Raw genomic sequence first — 19086 nt, forward strand, 5'->3', positions numbered from 1 at the left:
TTATGTCTTATCCGGAGCTCGGGATAAGACGTATTCCCGCGGCGTGACATCGACGGAAATGTCATTCCATTCCTCGGTGGGGATTTCTGCCAGCCGCCGTTCCATCAGCGCCTCGCCGGTGGAGACGATCTGGATGACGGCGGCATGGCCCGCCTCGAGATCGGCATCGATCGAGCGGATCAGCGTCGGCGTCTTCATCGAGGTCAGCAGATGCCCGAAGAAGCGTTGCTTGGTGCTCTCGAAGGCCGACCGCGCTGCGGATTTGGCCTGCCGGTTTAGCGTGCCTTCACTGCCGGTGATGTTGGCCGCCTCCATCGCCGCGTCCAGGTTTCCATGGATCACGGCGAACGCGGCCGCGTAAGCGTCATAGATGCGGCGCTGCTCGTCGGTGAGCTTGTGCTCGACCAGTTCGTATTCGACGCCGTCGTAGGAGAGCGAGCGCGCGGTATAGAGGCCGAGAGAACGCAAATCGCGGGCGAGCACCTCCATGGCTGCCACGCCACCGGCCTCGATCGCCTCGACAAACTCGGCGCGGGTCTGGAACGGAAAATCCTCGCCATGCCAGAGGCCGAGACGCTGGGCATAGGCGAGATTGTGAACGGTCGTGGCTCCTGTCGCCGAGACATAGACCACGCGCGCATCCGGCAGGGCATGCTGGAGCCGCAGGCCTGCGCGACCCTGCTGTGAGGCGGCGATGTCGCCGCGGTCTCCTTTGCCGCCTCCGGCATTCTGCATGGCATGGCTTTCGTCGAAGATGATGGCCCCTTCGAAGTCCCTGCCCAACCATTCGACGATCTGCTTCACGCGCGAAACCTTCTCGCCGCGGTCATCGGAGCGTAGCGTGGCATAGGTGGTAAAAAGGATGCCTTCCGAGAGCGTGATCTTTGCGCCTTGAGGGAAGCGTGACAGAGGCGTGACCAGGAGTCGCTCCATTCCGAGCGCCGACCAGTCGCGTTGCGCGTCCTCGATCAGCTTGTCGGACTTGCTGATCCAGACCGCCTTGCGGCGCCCGCGCAGCCAGTTGTCGAGAATGATGGCGGCGGACTGGCGTCCCTTACCAGCGCCGGTGCCGTCACCAAGCATGAAGCCCCGGCGGAAGCGGACAGCGTCGGCGGCGCCTTCGGCAGCGGCGCTTACGTTGTCGAAATGCTCGTCCACAGTCCAGGCGCCGGCGAGGTGATCGGCATGGGCGTCCCCGGCATAGATCACCGTCTCCAACTGCGCGTCGGAAAGCCGGGTACGGATGTCGGTGGGCAGCATCGGTCGGTAGGAGGGCTTCGGAGGTGCGACGGAGGCCATGGCGGCCGATTGCACCAGTTTGGTCGGATGCGGCTGTGCGCCAGAAATGCGCAGCGATTGCAGCGCATATTCCTCATAGATCGCGTCCGACAGGCACGCGCCCTCGGGCGGCGCCCAGTCCACGGTCTCATACTCGAGCTCCACCACCGCGGGATCGGACGCTGGTGCAGCGGCGGGTCGGGACGCTGCGGCGTGAGCGAGATAACAGCGCACGGTCTTCGGGGCAGCCGCCGGCACGGGAGAAGAGACCTTCGGCAGCGAGACCGGCAAGCGCGGCGGAAGCTGGCTTTCGATCCAGCCGAGCAGCGTGGCAACATCAGGCGCGATCCCTGCCGAGGCCGGGAAGACGGACGGATCGTCGGCGGGCAACTTGTCGATGACGGTGAGCCGCGTGTCGATGCTGGTGCCATGCCTGGCAAAGACCGCGCCATCGATGGCCGCTGTGAAGACCACACGTCCGCGAACCTGCAAGCGCATGAAGGCATCGCGCCAGGCTGGAGCTTCCGGTCCGAAGTTGGCGCCGGTGATCGTGATCAGCCGTCCGCCGGGGGCGAGCCGGGCCAGTGCCGAAGCGACATGACGATAGGCAGCGTCCGCCATCCGTCCCTCGACATTGGCCATGACCGAGAATGGCGGATTCATCAGCACAACGGATGGCACGGCCTCCGGGGCCAGATGATCGTCGATCTGGGCGGCGTCGAACCGGGTGACGGGAAAGGCCGGAAAGAGGGACGAGAGAAGATCGGCACGGGTCTCGGCGAGTTCGTTGAGGATCAGCGAACCGCCCGCGGTCTGGGCCAGGATCGCCATCAGGCCGGTGCCGGCCGAGGGTTCCAGCACCACGTCATCAGGCGTGATCGCGGCCGCCGCCAGCGCGGCAAGACCGAGAGGCAGAGGCGTGCTGAACTGCTGGAAGCTCTGGCTTTCCTCGGAGCGGCGGGTCTGCGTCGGAAGAAGGCCCGCGATCTTCGCCATAGCATCGAGCCGGGAAACCGGAGAACCGGCTTTGCGGAAAAGCGCCTTTCCGTATTTGCGCAGGAACAGAACCGTGGCGACTTCGCAGGCCTCATAGGCGAGCTTCCAGTCCCACGCGCCGCTGGCGTCGGAGGCGCCGAAAGCGCTTTCCATGGCACTGCGGAGGTCCACAGTATTGACGCGTTGACCGCGTTCGAGATGGGGAAGGAGGAGATTGGCGGCGGCCAGGATCGCTGGCGCAGCCGCCAGCGGCGTGACCGGATCGGTCACGGGAGATGAGATATTCATGTCGGGGAACCTCGGAGAGCGGGAACGGGGAGGACCCGGACGGCGCTCTCTCTCAACCACCCGGACTCACCCTGTCCCGGTACCTCTCTAACTCTTCATCATAGGCCCCATAACCTCGCAGACTTGACGGCGACAGCGCTCCGCCATCAACTTTCGCGAGGCATGATTGATTAGAATTGATATTCATGAGATACATAGATCTGAAACCAATCATCATGGCTGAGATCTGAATTTCATGGAGCAGGCGCAAAGGAATCCGTTTTCAGGTGCCGTAACCGTTTTTCACGAGCGCTGGCTCCCCGAGGAGGCCACACCTGCGGGCTATGCTGCGCTGATCGATGCCTATGCGCTCGCAACGCCCCTGCCCCGGACACTTTCCGCCATCGGCCCACGTCACAAGGTCTACGCGGCCGACGGCTGGCGCCTCTACACACCCCGCCATGAACCCGAGGCGAGCCTCATCGGTCATCTGACCTTCGCGCTGCGCTACGAGGGGCTGGATCTAGCAGTTCTCAAGCGGCTGTTCATGGCAACCGGCCCGGAGCCGATCCAGGCCATTGTCGAGGCTGCCCCGACGGGCAGCTACGCGCGCAGGATCTGGTTCCTTTACGAGTGGCTCCTCGGCGCGGAATTGAATCTGCCCGACGCCACGCGCGGCAATTATGCGCCCGTGGTCGATGCCAAGCTCCAATGGGAAACACAGGGTACCCCCTCGCCGCGCCACCGGGTCCGTAACAACCTGCCCGGCACACCGGATTTTTGCCCGATGATCTTCCGCACAGCGGCAATCGAGGCCTTCATCGCCCGCGATCTGGCAGCCGAGGCCCGCGCGGTGCTGGCCGAGGTGCCCGCCGATCTGCTCGCGCGCACGGCAGCCTTCCTGCTGCTCAAGGATTCACGGTCGAGTTTCCAGATCGAAGGCGAGAACCCGCCCCAGGATCGCATCCGGCGCTGGGGCCAGATCATCGGCGAAGCCGGGCGGCATCCGATCGACCGGGCAGAACTCGAACGCCTGCAACGCATCGTCATCGGCGATGCCCGCTTCGTCCATCTGGGCCTGCGGCAGGATGGCGGCTTCATTGGCGAGCACGACCGCGCGACCGGCGCCCCCCTGCCCGATCACGTCAGCGCCCGGCATGAAGACCTGCCCGCGCTGATCGCCGGGATCGAAGCGTTCGACCGCGACATTGCCCCGAGCCTCGACCCTGTTCTGGCGGCTGCCGGCCTCGCCTTCGGTTTCGTCTATATCCATCCGTTTGAGGACGGCAACGGGCGCCTTCATCGCTACCTGATCCACCACGTGCTTGCTGCACGCGGCTTCAATCCGCCCGGGCTGGTCTTTCCGGTGTCAGCGGTGATCCTCGAACGGATCGAGGGTTACCGGCAGGTCCTCGAGAGCTATTCGCGTCGACTGCTGCCCCATGTCAGCTGGCGCCCAACCGATCGCGGGAACGTCGAGGTTCTGAACGACACCGGCGATTTCTATCGCTTCTTCGATGCCACGCCCCATGCCGAATTCCTCTTCGCCTGCGTGGCCCAGACAATCGACCATGACCTGCCAACAGAGACCCGTTTCCTGCGTGCCTATGACGGTTTCAAGTCCCGCGTCTCGGGCCTGATCGACATGCCGGACCGCGTGCTCGACCTGCTGTTTCGCTTCCTGCACCAGAACGGTGGCAGACTCTCCGGACGTGCCAGAGCGAAGGAGTTCTCCGCTCTGACCGACGGGGAGGCCGACCGGATCGAAGCCATCTATGCGGAGTTGCAGGAGGAGTTCTGAGGCGTTGCACCTCACCCGAACCGCTGGCCGGCCTCAGTGAAGGTGTAGCCGTTGGCGATGATGGTCTCATCGACGACGTCATCCGAAGACAGATAGTCGTATTCGCGCTCGAGCTGGCGGTAGAGCCAGCGGGCGAGATCGCGCAACGCCTCGATAACCACCTCCTCGGCGTCGGCGGTCATGTCCTGCCAGCTCGGGCTGTCACGCTCGACCGAAATCGCCATACAATACTCATGGTAATAATGGCCGCGATGGGTGGCCTCGGCGCGAAGCTGGTAGAAATTGTGCTGCTGGACCGCTTGCAGGGCATCGGCGATGCGGTGCAGCTCGGTATCCTGCGGCGCGTAGTCCCTGATCCGGCCCGGGGCGCCCTTGCGGTAGGCATAGAAGGTTTCGAAGCAGGCGCCATCGCCCTGGCTCCAGAAGCCGCGAAACCAGATGCAGGGGGCTTGCCGTGTGCCGCCGCCCATCAACCGGACGGCGTGGGTCTTGAGGTCGAGGCCGAGGATCTCCGCGATGCGCTGGAAATCCTCATAGACGGCATCATACCAGTCATCGTCGAAGCCCCCTCGCGATACCAGGCGCGGGCTTTGTCCCGTGCCGTTTCGGAAAGTTCCTCAAACCGGTAGACGATGGTTTCGATAATATCAGGCATAGGGATCGCCTCCGTCGAGAACGATGGCAAGCCAGCCGTCCGTGTAGATCCAGTCCACCGTCTCTCCGGTGGCGAGATCAAGGACATGCGCCCCGCCGCCGAACCCGTCCACACGCGGCTTCGAGCAGCTATTGGCGTATTGCATCCCCCAGAGGCCGGTCAGGCCGAACTCCTTCGCGCAGCGTTTGACGAATTGGATGACATGCTCGGGATCGCCGGTGACGTCATCACGCATCCAGAGCTGAGTGCCACCATGTTCTGGCTGGATAGAGAGCAGGAAGCCGTCCGAGGGCGGATCTTCAGCGGCGCTCTCATTCGAGAGCGCGTTGTAGAGATCAAGCGCGCGGGCAGCATTCTCGGGGGTACCCACGTCAAGCAGGCAGGAGAAATGGGTGAAATAGTCGGCCATATCAGGCTCCTGAAATGCGAAAGCCCGGCGCGAGGCCGGGCGAAGGGGATGGGAAGGCGGATGAGGAATCAGGCGGCCTGAAGCCGACCGATCTGCACGACACCCCGCCAGGCCGGGTCGACCAGACGGGCATCGAGAGCGGTGGCATCGCGCCGCAGATCACACGCTGTCTCGTATTCGCCCCGATCCTGGGCTGCCATCGCCTGCCCTCGGAGACGACAGGCCTTCTGCACCACACGCCGCGCCTCCGCCTCGGAGGCGACCGGCGCGCACCAGATCAAGCCGGCCGATGTGATCCGTCCTGCCAAACACAACCGTTGCTGGTGGTCCTGAAGCACCAGCAGGTTCGGGGTGAAACCCGGCATGTCTTCCGCGCGAAGCCCGCCGGGGCGGCCCCGACGCGCGGCACACCCAATGGCCTCGTCAAGCTCTCGGAACCGACCGAGGAGGACGGTGGTCTGGACTGGCCAGGAGCCGAGGTCGGGATCATGAACCAAGGTTTCGCCGACGCAGATCAGGCTGAAGGGGCCGGCGTCTGCGAGCATTGCTGGCAGTGCATTGGCCGGAAAACAGGAAGTAAGTGCGTTCATCTGGACATCTCCGCGACGGGCGCCGGAGGCCTCTCCCCCGGCTTTCAATCCGTCACGGAGCCCCCTCCCTTCTCTGCCTCTCTCTGTCCGGCGGCACCAATGGGGGCGCCCCTCCTTCAGGACGAAGCCGGCAGGAGGCCTGTTTCATCTGGATAGTATGATTGCATTCGCGCTATGGTGTGGCCACATATTGTAAATTTTACTTGGAGCGGATCTTGAGCAGAGTGGGTTTTATTTCTCTGGTGTACTTTGCGTGCTTTGGCATTCCGGCACAGGCCCAGACCATTCCCCGTTACGATGTTGCAAGCTACTGCCAACAAGTCGCGGATGTTAGCGGTGGATCCGCGATGATCCGTAACGGCTGCATGGATATGGAGCAGCAGGCTTACGACGTCCTGAAACCCGTTTGGTCACAACTGTCCGGCACTTCGCGCAATTACTGCGATGAGGTCGCGCGGGTTAGCGGTGGGTCTTATAGTATCCTTCAAGGCTGCATCGAAATGGAAACCGATGCCGCGAGATCGCCTCGTTCCTTTGAATACTGAGAATATTTATGAAACCAGTTTCCACAATCCTGGCCGCCGCATTCGGTGCTCTCCTGTTCACCCCAGCGCAGGCTGACTTCATAGACACCCGTTGGTCGGTTGTCGGTTTCACCGGCGAAGCGTGGTTTATCGACCCGCAAAGTGTCATCGGTCAGTCTCAGACCTTCAATCGCGGATACGCAGAAGGCGTTTTCTATAACTGCGACTATGCTGGTCAGTCTTCCTCCTATACCCCGTATGACAATGACGCCTTTTTCACCAATCCCGAATTTGAATTGTTCTTGCCGCTTCGCGAGGAAATGACGCTAAGCAGCGAAACCCTTTTTGTTCACCGCATCACTTGTGAGGGTGGCGGCAACCCAGCCAAGCGGCATGTGATGTATCCATTCGTCACGAACGAGGCGCGGAAGTCGGCTTGGTACCTGTTCGAAGGCGGGGTGTTCTCGCTCTATAACCCGTGATCTGAAAGGGGCGTCGAAGTGAAAGCTTTTCTGAAAGGATTCGGCATTGTTGTCGCCCTGACAATCGCGGGCATGATCCTTGCAACGGTTGCGCCGAAAATTGGGGTATGGGTCGGGCTGGTTTTCCTCGTAATACCTTTGGTGGCGGTGTTCAAACCTCTACCCCAACTTCACTTGGGGCACCGCGCATTCAGCGCGTCCGTCGCGTTCTTTGTCGGATTTCTGACCACTGCAGCGTCCTATGGCCTCGTGTCGGATACGCAGCGCCTGGCTGATCGGCGGGCAACGGACCCTGCCGCCTATCTGGCAGAACTTGAAGATCGCGACCAAACCAAGTGGCTTTCGGAGTTGGAAGACCTGGCTCCCGAACGCTACGCCATAGAAGCGGCGAAGGCCGCTGAGGCAGAAGCGGCGCGCAAGGCCGAGGTTGAGGCTGCGGACGCCGCCCGAAAAGCTGAGGCTGAAGCCGCAGCCGCGGCGCGGGCGGAGGAAGTTGCGGCAACACGCCAAGCCGAACAGGCAGCTAAGGTTGCCAGCTACATCGAGCAACTGGACCGGGAGATTGCCTCTATCCCCGGCGTGCAGACATCGAAGTATACCGGCGACGTTGCCACCATCAACACCGGCCTGTTGCTCATCGGTGCATGGGCATTGCTGTATGAGGAAGGCAACGCGCTGGATCTGAACGATGAAGCCCGGCAGAAGCGCCAGAAGTTCCGGCAGTTGCTTGTCCGCAAACAGATGGAGCTGCTGCCCATCATGCGAGACGCTTACGGCCCGGCGATGCGCCAGCAACTTTGGGAAGCGGACGGCAGCGCCCGGACTATCGGTGCGGGCTATCGCACAGTGGAATTCGTATCTGCGGCCTTCGCACGCAATGCCAATATCAAGCAGATCCATTTGGAAATTCGGGAAAACCTCATGATGCTGAGGTTCACCCGCGCACAATATAAGTGGATCAAGCAGGCATCTGAGTTCAGCTATTACGATATGGATGTTCCAAAAGACTTTGATATCGTGAAATGGGAACGTGACGGAGGTTATCGGGTCCTTGACTGACGGATGTTCCCAGATTTTTCTTTTCGTGCCTGTTTGGCGCAGATCTGCCCGATGCTGGTGGGGCTCAAGCTGAATTCCCGCGCCAGGCTTGCTTTCGTCTCTCCGGCAAGGTTGCGTTCGTATATTTGCGCGTTCCTGTCGGCGTTGTCGGCGCGATTTTTCTGCACCTTATCAAAATCGTTCCGCTCGCTTTCGGTCCAAACCTTGTATACTTCCTTGTTGCGGTCCCGATTTCGGACCCGGACGACGTATCGTCCGTCCACCATGCCTCGCACCTCATAAGAACCGCCTGCAAATTCAATCCGGTCACCCAGACTCATGCCTCTGCCCTTTCACTGAAAATACGAGGCATCAATAGCAGCAACACGACCGCATTTCCAGCTGTCAGGAAACGGCGCGGGGGACGCATTGGAATGCCCAAGTCCCTCCTCTATCCCCTATCTGCGTGGCAGCAACCCAGGCCGCGAAAGGCCTCGTGACCGTCAACGCCCCCCTCATCGGGGCTGTTGCCCAGAACCTTTGCAACAGCCTGAGAGCGCTCTGAAAATCGTGCCTGGATCATAGGTGGCTCAGCGGTTCTGAGGCTAGCAACTCCAGGCGCCTTGAGAGGCCGCGGCGCCGAGGTCCGGGGGCAATGCGCCGGAGGGGGTGAATGAGGCGCTTGCGCGCCTCATTCAAAAGGATCCAGTTCCAGCTTCACCATGTCTTCGTCGCCGTCGAACTCATCGGCCGGCATGGCGCCGTGGGTTCCGTCCCCGGCTTGGAACACGACGATCACGACCATCAGAGTGGTGGCGAGGCTGGCGGCGAAAGCGGTGGCATCTGCATAGGACATCGGGATTGGCTCCTGTCACTGGAGGCGGGGGACCATCCCCCGCGCTGACCAGGCGCCCGACGTGTCTGACCGGATCTGCACTCACCCTCGGGCGTTCGGACTGGCTCCGAAGCCCCGAGGGCGGCACGCATGCGTAAGCCGACCCTTCATGGGTTGATTGTCAAAGAGACGGATCAGACCAAGGTTAGCGAATGGAAGCGGGGGTGGTGTCTTGCATCCGACAGGTGCCGGATCTCCCCTTGCAGATGCTTCGCCCGGCCAACCCTTACCGCAGCATCAACAGAGGAATTGCGTTACAGGCCGGAGATGGGACCGAACCCATGGCACGTGCCTTGATGGGATGACGGGGACATGGTGAAGTTGGAACTGGAGCCGCCGCGTGACTCTCCGCCCCCTGTACACGGCATGACGGTCATGCGACCTGACCGCTTGATGGGCGGTGGTGCGACAGTGGTTCTGGAGGCCAGGTCACAGCGCTCGAATGATCTGAATACAGAGCGATCCGCCGGGCAAAGCCCCGCAACGCGCACCTGCGGGCACAACAAATATGCCCATGTGCGACTTGTTTCGATCACGCCGATCTTTCCAAAACCGCGAGATTCAATTAGGATTCGACGAAAAGACAGACGACTGGGGCGACGCGGTGTCAAATGCAAAACAGATACTGGCGATGCTCAGAAGCCAGGCGGAAGGCGATGAAGAACAGTTCTTCTCCATCGCGCTTCAGGTTGCGGCTGGTGAAGCCCGCCAGGGACACCGTGCGACCGCAGAGGATATCCGTGCGGCAGTAGATGCCGCACGTTCACAGCGCGGGACGCGGGCGTCTGTCCCGATCGCCTTTTCTCGGCCACGTGGAGACCTCGACAGCCTTCTCGATCTGCGGGACCCGCAGATCCATCTTGCCGATGTGGTGCTGAATGCAGATGTGAAAGGTCATCTCGAAGCGGTTGTGCTTCAGCAACAGCGTCGGGATTGGCTCCGGGAACATGGGAAGACACCGAGCCGCCGCCTCCTCTTTGCCGGACCTCCCGGATCGGGGAAGACGATGACCGCCGAGGCGCTCGCGGGCGAACTCCATCTTCCTCTGTTCGTGATCCGTCTCGAAACCCTGATCACGCGCTTTATGGGGGAAACGGCCGCCAAACTGCGTCTTGTTTTCGACGAAGCGCAGAAGCGCAGAGGTGTTTATCTCTTTGATGAATTCGATGCCGTAGGCAGCAACAGGTTGGCGACGAATGATGTCGCAGAAATGCGGCGGGTACTGAACAGCTTCCTGCAGTTCATGGAAGAGCCTTCTGCGACCGACAGTGTTCTGGTGGCTGCCACGAACCATCCCTCTCTTCTCGACCGCGCGCTACTACGGCGCTTCGATGAAGTTCTGCAGTTCGAGATGCCATCAGCAGATGAAGTGCGCGCCATTATCAAGGCCCATCTGTCGCCGATGAAATATCCCAAGATCAATTGGAAAACCATTGTTGCCGCGGCCACCTGCCTCAGTCAGGCGGAGATTGTCCATGCGGCAGAAGAGGCCGTGAAAGCGGCAATCCTTTCAGAACGAAATCAGATTTCCACCGCCGATCTGACGCGCGAGCTTCGCAAACGCCAGGCTATGAGAACGGTGTTCTCTGAAGAACAGGGGCACATTGGCTGACTACGAGTACCGACATATCGACCTGAGCGGTCTCTCGACTATCCGCAATTACAAGTCCCCAGGCAGTAACGCCCGTCAACGGCCGCTTCAGCGTATCCGTGAGGAACATGGCCAGCGCATTGTCGGCGAACTGGAAGCCGCCTTCGAGGCGTCTGATCTCGGGAGAGAGGATTTGGGGGCACCAGAGGGAACTCCGGCATCCGACGGCGTCTACCTTGAGGTGGAGCTCGCACCCTCTGTGGGACCGACCACGCTGGAGAAGACGCGCGAGGGGACACGCCAGGGCGCCGTCACACTTTCCGAAACAGGCGCCCGTCGCATCGCCCTCTTCGTCCCCGACGAAACCAGAGATGTCTTTGAGGCGGTTTTCAGGGATTACGCCTTTACGGAAGTAGACGAAGGTGCCGAGGCCCCGAAGAAGTCCCGCGTCGAGCCTGTCGAGCATATCCGCGCCGCGCGCTTGCGAACGTTCTGGCGCGACGATCCCCTGGCTCTGCCCGATGATCCGCAGGCGGAAATGTGGTGGGCCTTGTGGTGTTTTGCCGACCGCCTCGAACGTGTCGAGGCAAGCGCTCAGCGGCTCGGCCTGACCGTCGGGGGCGAAGACAACTGGCTGCACTTCCCCGAAGTCGTGGTTCTTCCGGTGCATGGGCGCAGAGCAGCGATCGAGATGCTGCTGTTTTCAACGGGAGGCATTTCCGAAATCCGGCGGGCGAGCGATACGCCGACAGTATTCACGGATGAACTCGAGGAGATGGCGAACGCGTTCGTGGATGATCTGGCCGAAAGGATCACCTGGCCAGGCCGCGACGTGCCCGCGGTGTGCCTCCTTGATACGGGTGTGAACCGCGGCCATCCGCTGATTGAACCTGCCCTGGCTCCCGGTGACATGCACGCTGTGCATGCTGATTGGGGGGTGGATGATGATAGTCCCAGCGGGCATGGATCCGGAATGGCCGGGCTGGCACTCCACGGCGACCTGACAATGCCGTTGGGAGATGCGTCGCGTCCAGTTCTTGCGCATCGCCTCGAGTCCGTCAAAATCCTTCCGCCGGACGGCTTCGAGCAGAATGATCCCGGCTCCTATGGTGCAATTACAACCTCCGCCAGCTCGCTTCCGGAGATATCGGCTGCCGAGCGGCCGAGGGTCTTTTGCATGGCCGTGACGAATGAAAACCGGTCGGGAGCGGAGCCGACGGCCTGGAGCTCTGCTCTCGACCAGATCTCGGCGGGCGTGGACGCAATCGAGGAGGGCCCGGACCATATTCGGCGCCTTTTCGTCCAAGCGATCGGCAACATCGCGGACAGCTCACGCGCCCAGGACATCGCCGATGGCGACGCGTTTCCAGGAGAAGATCCCGCACAGGCATGGAATGTCCTGACGGTCGGCGGCACAACTCTGAAATCAGAAATCGCAGAAGCCGGTTACCGAGACTGGCGCGGATGGTCTCCTCCCGGGGACCGCAGTCCCTACAGCCGGACGAGCGCGCTTTGGCGTGCGGGGCAGTCGCCGATCAAGCCGGAGATCGTCTTTGAAGCTGGAAACCGCGCGCTAAGCAGATCGGGGCTCGAAGCACTGTCCGGGCTCCCTTCCCTCTCGGTGCTGACGACAGCGAAATCGGTCGCTCCGCATCCGGTGACACCGTTCTGGGCAACCAGCGCAGCGACAGCGCAAGCGGCACGGCTTACGACGCGGATCATGGCTGAGCACCCGGAGTATTGGCCTGAAACCATCCGCGCCCTGACCGTGCACAGCGCCCGGTGGACGCCGCATATGCTTGCGGAATTCAACGCGACCGCGTCAAAGTCGGACAGAAAGGCGCTGGCGAGAAAATACGGATACGGGGTACCGGATCTTCGGCGCGCCCTTGCTTCGGCCCGCGATGATCTTGCGTTGGTCGCCGAGCAATATATCCAACCGTTCCGGGTCGAGAATGGCAGCGTGCGCTTCTCGGATGCTCATGTCTACCGCCTGCCCTGGCCCCGACAAGTCCTTGAGGATTTAGGCGACCAGCCTGTGCGCCTCAAGGTGACGCTCTCATATTTTGTCGAGCCGAACCCAAGCTTTGCAAGCGCAATCGATCCTGCCCGATATCAGTCTTTTGGGTTGCGCTTCGACCTCAAGCGGGCACGCGAAACCGACGGGAATTTCCTGCGCCGGGTGAACAAGGATGACCGTGGCGAAAACGACCCTCGCCCGATCAACGAAGACAACGACGGCTGGTTCTTCGGGCCGAAGTCGATCTCTGCCGGCTCCATTCACATGGATATCTGGGAGGGCAGCGCCGTCGAGCTCGTGGAGCGCGATCTCCTCTATGTCTACCCGATCTCGGGCTGGTGGCGCGAAAGGCGAGCCCTGGGGCGAGCGAACAGCAAGGCCCGCTATGCGCTCGTTGTCGGCATCGCGACCCCGGAGGTCGACGTCGATCTGATGACGCCCATCCAGACCGAAGTCGCGGCCTTGCTTCAGACCGGTATCGATATCGAAGTTTGATTCCTGTCCCGACTGAGACGACATACTGCCCGCTTCGGGCAGGAGTCGGTTTTGGCCGGCATTGGGGAAGACCAAATTTTGTCTCCGTTTCCGGCGTCTGACCGCGTGCGATAAGGGGATGCCACCCTTCCTGCTTGAAGACGCGCATGAGGGCTCCGACCCCTCTTTGGAGCTTCAGGTTTGCTCTAAGGCAGCCCCCTGCTTGAGCTGACGGAACTGCCATGCCATTGCTGAAACTCAGCCGAAATCTGACGGCGGGGCGGTACCTGCGTCACGGCCAGAGCATCCAGAGGTAGGCGACATATCCGGTTACAAGAATCGCACCCTCACGCCGACCGATCCTCAGGCCGGTAGCTGCAAACAGCACCAAGAGCAGTGACACCGACACCATCACGGGCGCGTCGAACCCTGCGATTTCGGATGGGACCTGTGACGGGGCGATAAGGGCCGTCGTTCCCCCGATCCCGAGAATGTTGTAAATGTTCGACCCGACCACGTTGCCGAACGCCACATCTCCATGGCGTTTCAAGGCGGCGATGACCGACGTGACCAGCTCCGGCATGGAGGTACCGACCGCCACGATGGTCAATCCAATCACCGTCTCGGAGACCCCGAACCCGCGCGCCAGCTCCACAGCTCCGCTCACAAGGAACGATCCGCCAGCGACCACAAGTATCAAGCCGGCAAGGGCAACAAGAATGGGGACGGCCAGACGCTTCACCGCATGAGGCGGGGCGAGTCCCGGGTCGACCTCTGCCAGCGCCAGGCTCTTGTCGTGCAGGGCTCCTCCATCAGCCGCGCCCCTTTCCTGATGGATCACGAACCAGATGTAACCGATCAGCATGACCACGAGCCCTGCGCCCGCCATCCGCCCCATGGGCACGGCCCAGGCGAGCACCGCAAAGCCTGCTGCGACCGCCAGCATCACGATGGCATCCCTGCGAAGCGCGGACCGCGCAACAACGATCGGACAGATGAGGGCAGACACGCCTGCGATCAGAAGGATGTTCGCGATGTTGGAGCCCACAATATTGCCGTAAGCAATGCCCGGCGATCCGTTCAACCCCGCCTGCACCGATGTCACCAGCTCTGGCATTGAGGTTCCAAAACCCACGAGCGTCAGGCCGATCACCAGTGGCGAGATCCCGATGCGCTCGGCCGCCTGCACGGCCCCGCGCACCAGAAGCTCTCCCCCGGCAACCAGCAAAATCAGACCGCCCAGCAGCGGCACCCAGGTTTCAATCATGATTGCCACTCCGCGGGGCTGACGTCGACACGATCCCGATTATCTGGAAGGTCGCCCCCATCGCCGCAAGGTGCTGCGCAACATATATTTTTCCCGACCGCCGACCTCGGTGTGGCGCAGCAGGGCAGGACAGGCTCAGGGCATCAGACTGCGCGGGGACCAAGCAGGATGACGAAGGCGCCAAGGAGGCACAGACTGCCCCCGGTCAGGTCCCACAGGGTCGGTCGCTGCCCCTCCGTGCTCAACATCCAGAACAGCGACGCGATGATGTAAACCCCACCATAAGCAGCAAAGGAGCGACCGGCGGCCTCGGTATCGATCAAAGCGAGCAGCCCGCCGAAGAGGACCAAGCTCGTCACGCCCGGCACGAGCCACCAGATAGAGGCGCCGCGCCACCACGACCAGAGCGCGAAACAGCCTGCGATCTCGGCCAGGGCGGCCAGCGGGTAGATAAGAAAGGTCGTCATGCGTCATGTCTCCTATGGAAAGCACGTCTCGTTGAGGGCGGATGAAGGCCCTGCCTGCACAACAGTCCAAGTTGCCCTTAAGCGCGGATCGTTCGCAGCTCTGGAAAGAAATGCCGACGATCGGGCCGAGATTGCCAAACCCACCGCGCCGATAAGCCCCGGGAAACTCCTTGCATGTTTTCAACGCGACGCAAGGCTCAATCCCAAAGACCATCAGCGATCTCGCGCGCAATCATGGCCGCGCTCTCATCATCACGTCGTCACCGCTGGTGTCGATATGACCGTAGAACCGGGCATGACCGCCATTCGCGGCCCAATCGGTGTAGCGGCAGTATTCTCGCTTTTCGAGGTGAAAGACACGCATGTCTTCGGCCCAATGTGGTTTCGGCTCCACCACCACGGTGATGCCGTCGCGGGTTTCCTCCCAAGGCAGCGTGCGCTCCGAAGGCGGGTTGGCGCTGTCCTCGCGGAATATTCGGTCGATATCGATCGTTGCAGGCATCAGGGTTCTCCAAGGAAAAAGCCCGGTCACGAGGACCGGGCGCGTTGCGGAAACGGAAGGGATGAGGCGGGCCAGCGAATGTCGCCCCACCTGAGGATCATTCTGCAGCGACCGTTGGCTGCTCCTCGTCCTCCGTGGCGTCTTCATCCTCGCCATCGCCGGCAAGAAATTCAGGCAGATCATCCGCCTCCGTGTTGACCCCGGCATCCAACGCGATATCGGCATCGGGATCGACCATTCGCAGCGGCTCCGGCAGCCAGCCGGTTTCGGCCAGCAGGCGCTCGGCCTCCGTGGCCATATCGCCTTTCTTCAGATGGTCGATGAGTTGCGCCGCCCGCTCGCCAGCGCCCTCGCGCACCGCCTCGATGATCCGCGGCTTGGTCACGCGGCCGAGATAGTTGCCGACGGTCGGGCGCCAGCCCACCGCCACCATGTCGAGGCCCGTCGCCCGCGCCAGCCGGTCGGCTTGGGACAGGCGCACGTCGAGCCCGTGCTGGCTGACGCCCATGCCGCCATAGGGGTTGGGCTTCTCGTGCAAGGCGTTGACGCCGAAGCTGACGCAATGGGCGAGCAACTCCATCCGGGTGTCGTCGTCCTGATCGGCCAGCCAGTCCCAGAGCGCCGCATCGTCGGCCGGGATGTGATCGCCCCAGCGTTCGTGCCGCTCGGCGATGGCGCGCGCCGAGACGCTCTCCCCCAGGTCATCGGCCTGCGCCGGGAAATGAACTTCCCGGACATGGGCTTCGAGGCACCCCCTGGTGGAGTGCGGCAGGAAGCAATCGGTGACCAGCCGATCCAGCAGCGCCGTCATCGCCACATGCGGGTTCATCGCCACGGCATCGCGGAGCGCCAGCGTGCGATGCGCGGTCAGCTCGCTGACGAGGCGATCGGGCAGCGGCCGGATGGTCTCAAGCTCATCGTCCTCCTCGGGTTCGGTCGCCGTACCGCCCAAGGTGATGACAGCGCGCTGCATACCACCGGACTCGCCGCCCTCGGGAGAACACCCATTGGCCCCCTGCCCTTCCTGACCTTCCATCGCCTCGTCGTCGGCACGGACATAGCCGCGCTCGACGGAGAGCTGGCCGTCATGGCGGATGCTGACAAAGACGCCGGCGCGAGCCATCTGGTCGGCGTCATAGCGCATCGGCCGAGCCTCGAAGGCCTCCAGTGCCTCCTCGATCTCGCCGAGACGGACATCCACCTCGTCGGGAAACTCGTCGGCCTGGGTATATTGCGCCTCCAGCGCGTCGAACTCGTCCCGCAGCTTCTCACGCTCGGCACGTTCGTCGTCGGTCAGGTCGATGGTGGTGCCGGTCAGGCGACGCATCCCGCTGGTGTGGCCATAAGGGAAATCGACGGCGACCTCGATCCACTTCCAGCCTTCGGCGGCGATGGTTTCCGCCTCGGCCTTCAGCTTCTCCCCGACCAGCCGGTCGAGCAGCACCGGGTCCTGGAGCCAACCACCATCGTCCTGCTGGAAGAGATCGCGCAGCACATAGCCGCCCGCCGCCTCATAGGCCTCGATGCCGACGAAGAGCGCCCGCTTGTCGGAGGCGCGCACCGTGGTCTCGGTCAGCATGCGACGGATGGTATGGGGCTCCTTCTGCCAGCTATCCTTGATCGCCTCCCAGACCTGTTCCTGCCGAGCATGGTCGTCGGAGATTGTGAAGGCCATAAGCTGTTCCAGCGTCATGCCATCCCCGGCATAGGTCTCGAGCAGCGCCGGCGAGACCGAGACCAGGCGCAGACGCTGCTTCACCACCTTGGCGTCGACGAAAAAGGCGGCGGCGATTTCCTCCTCGCTCATGCCCTTCTCACGAAGGACCTGGAATGCGCGGAACTGGTCGAGCGGATGCAGCGGCGCGCGCTCGATGTTCTCGGCCAGCGACACCTCGTCGATCAGGATGTCGTCTCCGGCCTCCGAGACGATACAGGGCACCGGCGTGGTCTTGTTGAGGCGCTTCTGCTTGACCAGAAATTCCAGCGCACGATAGCGGCGGCCGCCAGCCGGCACCTCGAAGAGGCCGGTTTCCTGCCCCTCGGCGTCGAGCTCGGGCCGGACATGCAGCGATTGGATCAGCCCGCGACGGGCGATGGACTCGGCCAGTTCCTCGACCGAGATGCCGGCCTGCACGCGCCGAACGTTGGACTGGCTGAGCACCAGCTTGTTGAAGGGGATGTCGCGCGAGGACGACAGGGTGATTTTCTGCGTGACAGTGGCCATGTCAGTGTCTCCATGACGGACGCCGGGGAGCCTCTCTCTCCGGCTACAAGCCCGTCACGAAGCGAAGCGCCGCCCTCTTCCTCTGAAGAGAGCGACGCCGAACCCGCAGAACCACAAACCCGATAATCAGGAATGCCGGATCTGCGTATCGGAGAGGATCCCGGTCAACCGAAGCCAGAGCAATAAAGCACACGCTCGGCATCGCGAATGCTGCCGGTTTCGCGGGCGGCCTCGGCCCAGACCGAGATCGGGAAGCCCCCCCTGAACAGCAGATCCCGCTCGATACCCATGCCGAAGGGCAGCCGGATCGAGCGCAGTTCGTTGAGGCTCCAGAAGCCAAGCTCGGGGTAGCCAATGTCGGCCAGGCCAAACATGATGTCGCCGTCCTCGTCGAGCTCGGTCGCAAGCCAGACACCGGCGCCGAAGGGATTGAAGAACTTCACGACCGGAATGTGGTCGGTGTCAGCCTGGCGACCATTGGCCAAAAGCTGCGCGCGTTGTGACGCCGTCAGAAGGATCATGCTGCGGCCCTCTCTTCCGTCGGGGTCTGCCGCTCAACATCGGTGCTGTCGTCGGGCAGATGGGCCAGCAGCCAGTCGGCCGCCTTGCTGGCCTGCGAGGCGGCGCGGACGATCGCGCGGGAATCCTCGCGCATCACCTCCAGCCATGAGCCCACGTAATCTGCGTGGCGCACGGTCGGGACGATCCCGAGCGAGGCGCAACAGAACGCGCTCGAAATCTCGGCGATCAGTTCCTCGAAAGCGTATGTCTTCGTGCCGAAACTACCCGAGAAGTCCCGCCCCAACCGTGAGGCATGTCCTGTCGCGTGCCCCATCTCGTGCAGGGCGGTCCTGTGCCAGTTGATCGGCTCGAAATAGGCATGCGGAGGTGGCACCTGCACATAATCGAGCGCGGGGACATAGAAGGCGCGATTACCACCGATCCGGAAGTCGATACCAGTCGCGGCGATCAGTGCCTCGACCTGCGGCTCGATCAGCCCGGGCGGCGGTGGTGGTGCCTCGACGGCGATGTCGTCGGGCAGACCCTCGCATTGCGCCGCGTTGAACACGGTAAAGCGCTTCAGAAACGGGATGCTGTTTGCGTCTTCCCCGGTCTCCCGGGCGCGGCGCTTCTCGTCTTCAGGCGTGAACCGGTCGGCATAGACGACGGTTGTGCCGCGCTCGCCCTTGCGGACGTTGCCGCCGAGCGACAGCGCCTGGCGGAAGGTCAGCCAGTGCTGGGTTGGATAGCCATGCTGGATCACGGCGCCCCAGAGGATCAGGACATTGATCCCGGAATATTGCCGACCCGTGCTGGCGTTGCGCGGCATGGCGAGCGGCGCCTGCACCGCCGCCGTCCCCCAGGGCTGAACCCAGGGCAGTCGGCCCTCCTCTAGCTCTGCGATGATCTTGTCGGTGATGTCGTCATAAAGGTTGGTGCGCGGGCCGCTCTTGCGGGCCGCGCGATGCTCTCTGGCCATCGGAATGATCTCCGCGACGGGCGCCGGAGGCCTCTCCTCCAGCCCTCAACCCGTCACGGAAAACCCGCCCGCACTTTCACTCTCAGGGGGCGTTGCGGGGTCTCCCCGCTGATGGGGGTGCGTCGG

General features: G+C 62.5%; 16 protein-coding genes and 2 pseudogenes. 6 read left to right on the plus strand and 12 right to left on the minus strand.

Going from position 1 to position 19086, the window contains the following annotated elements; all coding sequences use genetic code 11:
• Positions 1–27 precede the first annotated feature (27 nt).
• Positions 28–2562: pseudogene (locus QO033_RS22430) on the minus strand (strawberry notch-like NTP hydrolase domain-containing protein); the annotation flags it as partial.
• A 235-nt stretch (positions 2563–2797) separates the two neighbouring features.
• Here QO033_RS22430 and QO033_RS22435 point away from each other — a divergent pair.
• Positions 2798–4342: a Fic family protein gene (locus QO033_RS22435; RefSeq protein WP_284483105.1), complete on the plus strand. Its 1545-nt coding sequence runs from the start codon at positions 2798–2800 to the stop codon at positions 4340–4342.
• Positions 4343–4353: 11 nt separating this feature from the next.
• On the opposite strand, the pseudogene QO033_RS22440 reads toward QO033_RS22435, so the two are convergent.
• The 3 genes and pseudogenes from QO033_RS22440 to QO033_RS22450 all read right to left on the minus strand — a co-directional run bounded on the left by QO033_RS22440 (position 4354) and on the right by QO033_RS22450 (position 5996).
• Positions 4354–4997, minus strand: a pseudogene (locus tag QO033_RS22440) (antitoxin of toxin-antitoxin stability system).
• Complete coding sequence (locus QO033_RS22445) at positions 4990–5406, minus strand: hypothetical protein (RefSeq protein WP_043870035.1); 417 nt, start codon at positions 5404–5406, stop codon at positions 4990–4992. Before QO033_RS22445 ends, QO033_RS22440 begins: the two are co-directional and overlap by 8 nt.
• 68 nt (positions 5407–5474) lie before the next feature.
• Entirely contained in the window at positions 5475–5996 is a 522-nt protein-coding gene (locus tag QO033_RS22450; RefSeq protein WP_284483106.1) for a hypothetical protein, read from the minus strand.
• 215 nt (positions 5997–6211) lie between these two features.
• On the opposite strand from QO033_RS22450, the gene QO033_RS22455 reads away from it, so the two are divergent.
• Genes QO033_RS22455 through QO033_RS22465 form a run of 3 tightly spaced genes read left to right on the plus strand, consistent with a single transcriptional unit; the run spans position 6212 to position 8061 of the window.
• Positions 6212–6541: a hypothetical protein gene (locus tag QO033_RS22455; RefSeq protein ID WP_284483107.1), complete on the plus strand. Its 330-nt coding sequence runs from the start codon at positions 6212–6214 to the stop codon at positions 6539–6541.
• Between the two features lie 8 nt (positions 6542–6549).
• On the plus strand, positions 6550–7002 hold the full coding sequence (locus QO033_RS22460; RefSeq protein ID WP_284483108.1) for a hypothetical protein: 453 nt from the start codon (positions 6550–6552) through the stop codon (positions 7000–7002).
• Between the two features lie 18 nt (positions 7003–7020).
• Positions 7021–8061: a hypothetical protein gene (locus tag QO033_RS22465; RefSeq protein WP_284483109.1), complete on the plus strand. Its 1041-nt coding sequence runs from the start codon at positions 7021–7023 to the stop codon at positions 8059–8061.
• On the opposite strand, the gene QO033_RS22470 is transcribed toward QO033_RS22465, so the two are convergent.
• The gene (locus tag QO033_RS22470) at positions 8043–8381 is read right to left on the minus strand and encodes a hypothetical protein (protein WP_131815027.1); all 339 of its coding nucleotides are present in this window, start codon (positions 8379–8381) and stop codon (positions 8043–8045) included. The two genes, QO033_RS22465 and QO033_RS22470, sit on opposite strands and share 19 nt — an antisense overlap.
• 350 nt (positions 8382–8731) lie before the next feature.
• Positions 8732–8896 (minus strand): hypothetical protein, encoded by a 165-nt coding sequence (locus QO033_RS22475; RefSeq protein WP_139267035.1) that lies wholly within the window; start codon positions 8894–8896, stop codon positions 8732–8734.
• Positions 8897–9449: 553 nt separating this feature from the next.
• Between QO033_RS22475 and QO033_RS22480 the strand changes: the two genes are divergently transcribed.
• Positions 9450–10547, plus strand: coding sequence for an AAA family ATPase (locus QO033_RS22480; protein WP_082033241.1), 1098 nt, complete (start codon positions 9450–9452; stop codon positions 10545–10547).
• Entirely contained in the window at positions 10540–13041 is a 2502-nt protein-coding gene (locus tag QO033_RS22485; RefSeq protein WP_284483110.1) for a S8 family peptidase, read from the plus strand. Before QO033_RS22480 ends, QO033_RS22485 begins: the two co-directional genes overlap by 8 nt.
• 271 nt (positions 13042–13312) lie before the next feature.
• Here the strand turns inward: QO033_RS22485 and QO033_RS22490 are convergent, their stop codons facing one another.
• The 6 genes from QO033_RS22490 to QO033_RS22515 all read right to left on the minus strand — a co-directional run bounded on the left by QO033_RS22490 (position 13313) and on the right by QO033_RS22515 (position 18960).
• Positions 13313–14287 (minus strand): calcium/sodium antiporter, encoded by a 975-nt coding sequence (locus QO033_RS22490; RefSeq protein WP_284483111.1) that lies wholly within the window; start codon positions 14285–14287, stop codon positions 13313–13315.
• A 143-nt stretch (positions 14288–14430) separates the two neighbouring features.
• Complete coding sequence (locus QO033_RS22495; RefSeq protein ID WP_284483112.1) at positions 14431–14754, minus strand: YnfA family protein; 324 nt, start codon at positions 14752–14754, stop codon at positions 14431–14433.
• A gap of 232 nt (positions 14755–14986) precedes the next feature.
• On the minus strand, positions 14987–15256 hold the full coding sequence (locus QO033_RS22500; protein WP_284483113.1) for a hypothetical protein: 270 nt from the start codon (positions 15254–15256) through the stop codon (positions 14987–14989).
• Between the two features lie 97 nt (positions 15257–15353).
• The gene (locus QO033_RS22505) at positions 15354–17480 is read right to left on the minus strand and encodes a ParB/RepB/Spo0J family partition protein (protein ID WP_284483114.1); all 2127 of its coding nucleotides are present in this window, start codon (positions 17478–17480) and stop codon (positions 15354–15356) included.
• Positions 17481–17644: 164 nt separating this feature from the next.
• Entirely contained in the window at positions 17645–18001 is a 357-nt protein-coding gene (locus QO033_RS22510) for a DUF2958 domain-containing protein (protein ID WP_284483115.1), read from the minus strand.
• Positions 17998–18960 carry an ArdC family protein gene (locus QO033_RS22515; protein WP_284483116.1) on the minus strand — a complete coding sequence of 321 codons (963 nt, stop codon included), beginning with the start codon at positions 18958–18960 and terminating at the stop codon, positions 17998–18000. Before QO033_RS22515 ends, QO033_RS22510 begins: the two co-directional genes overlap by 4 nt.
• Positions 18961–19086 lie beyond the last annotated feature (126 nt).

The organism is Pseudodonghicola flavimaris (genome assembly GCF_030164425.1).
Lineage (GTDB): Bacteria > Pseudomonadota > Alphaproteobacteria > Rhodobacterales > Rhodobacteraceae > Pseudodonghicola > Pseudodonghicola flavimaris.

What these genes read in the sequence shown, in the direction of transcription:
- QO033_RS22435 (WP_284483105.1), top strand. Translation starts at nt 2,798, where the DNA reads ATGGAGCAGGCGCAAAGGAATCCGTTTTCAGGTGCCGTAACCGTTTTT.
- QO033_RS22445 (WP_043870035.1), bottom strand. Translation starts at nt 5,406, where the DNA reads ATGGCCGACTATTTCACCCATTTCTCCTGCCTGCTTGACGTGGGTACC.
- QO033_RS22450 (WP_284483106.1), bottom strand. Translation starts at nt 5,996, where the DNA reads ATGAACGCACTTACTTCCTGTTTTCCGGCCAATGCACTGCCAGCAATG.
- QO033_RS22460 (WP_284483108.1), top strand. Translation starts at nt 6,550, where the DNA reads ATGAAACCAGTTTCCACAATCCTGGCCGCCGCATTCGGTGCTCTCCTG.
- QO033_RS22470 (WP_131815027.1), bottom strand. Translation starts at nt 8,381, where the DNA reads ATGAGTCTGGGTGACCGGATTGAATTTGCAGGCGGTTCTTATGAGGTG.
- QO033_RS22475 (WP_139267035.1), bottom strand. Translation starts at nt 8,896, where the DNA reads ATGTCCTATGCAGATGCCACCGCTTTCGCCGCCAGCCTCGCCACCACT.
- QO033_RS22480 (WP_082033241.1), top strand. Translation starts at nt 9,450, where the DNA reads ATGTGCGACTTGTTTCGATCACGCCGATCTTTCCAAAACCGCGAGATT.
- QO033_RS22490 (WP_284483111.1), bottom strand. Translation starts at nt 14,287, where the DNA reads ATGATTGAAACCTGGGTGCCGCTGCTGGGCGGTCTGATTTTGCTGGTT.
- QO033_RS22495 (WP_284483112.1), bottom strand. Translation starts at nt 14,754, where the DNA reads ATGACGACCTTTCTTATCTACCCGCTGGCCGCCCTGGCCGAGATCGCA.
- QO033_RS22500 (WP_284483113.1), bottom strand. Translation starts at nt 15,256, where the DNA reads ATGCCTGCAACGATCGATATCGACCGAATATTCCGCGAGGACAGCGCC.
- QO033_RS22505 (WP_284483114.1), bottom strand. Translation starts at nt 17,480, where the DNA reads ATGGCCACTGTCACGCAGAAAATCACCCTGTCGTCCTCGCGCGACATC.
- QO033_RS22510 (WP_284483115.1), bottom strand. Translation starts at nt 18,001, where the DNA reads ATGATCCTTCTGACGGCGTCACAACGCGCGCAGCTTTTGGCCAATGGT.
- QO033_RS22515 (WP_284483116.1), bottom strand. Translation starts at nt 18,960, where the DNA reads ATGGCCAGAGAGCATCGCGCGGCCCGCAAGAGCGGCCCGCGCACCAAC.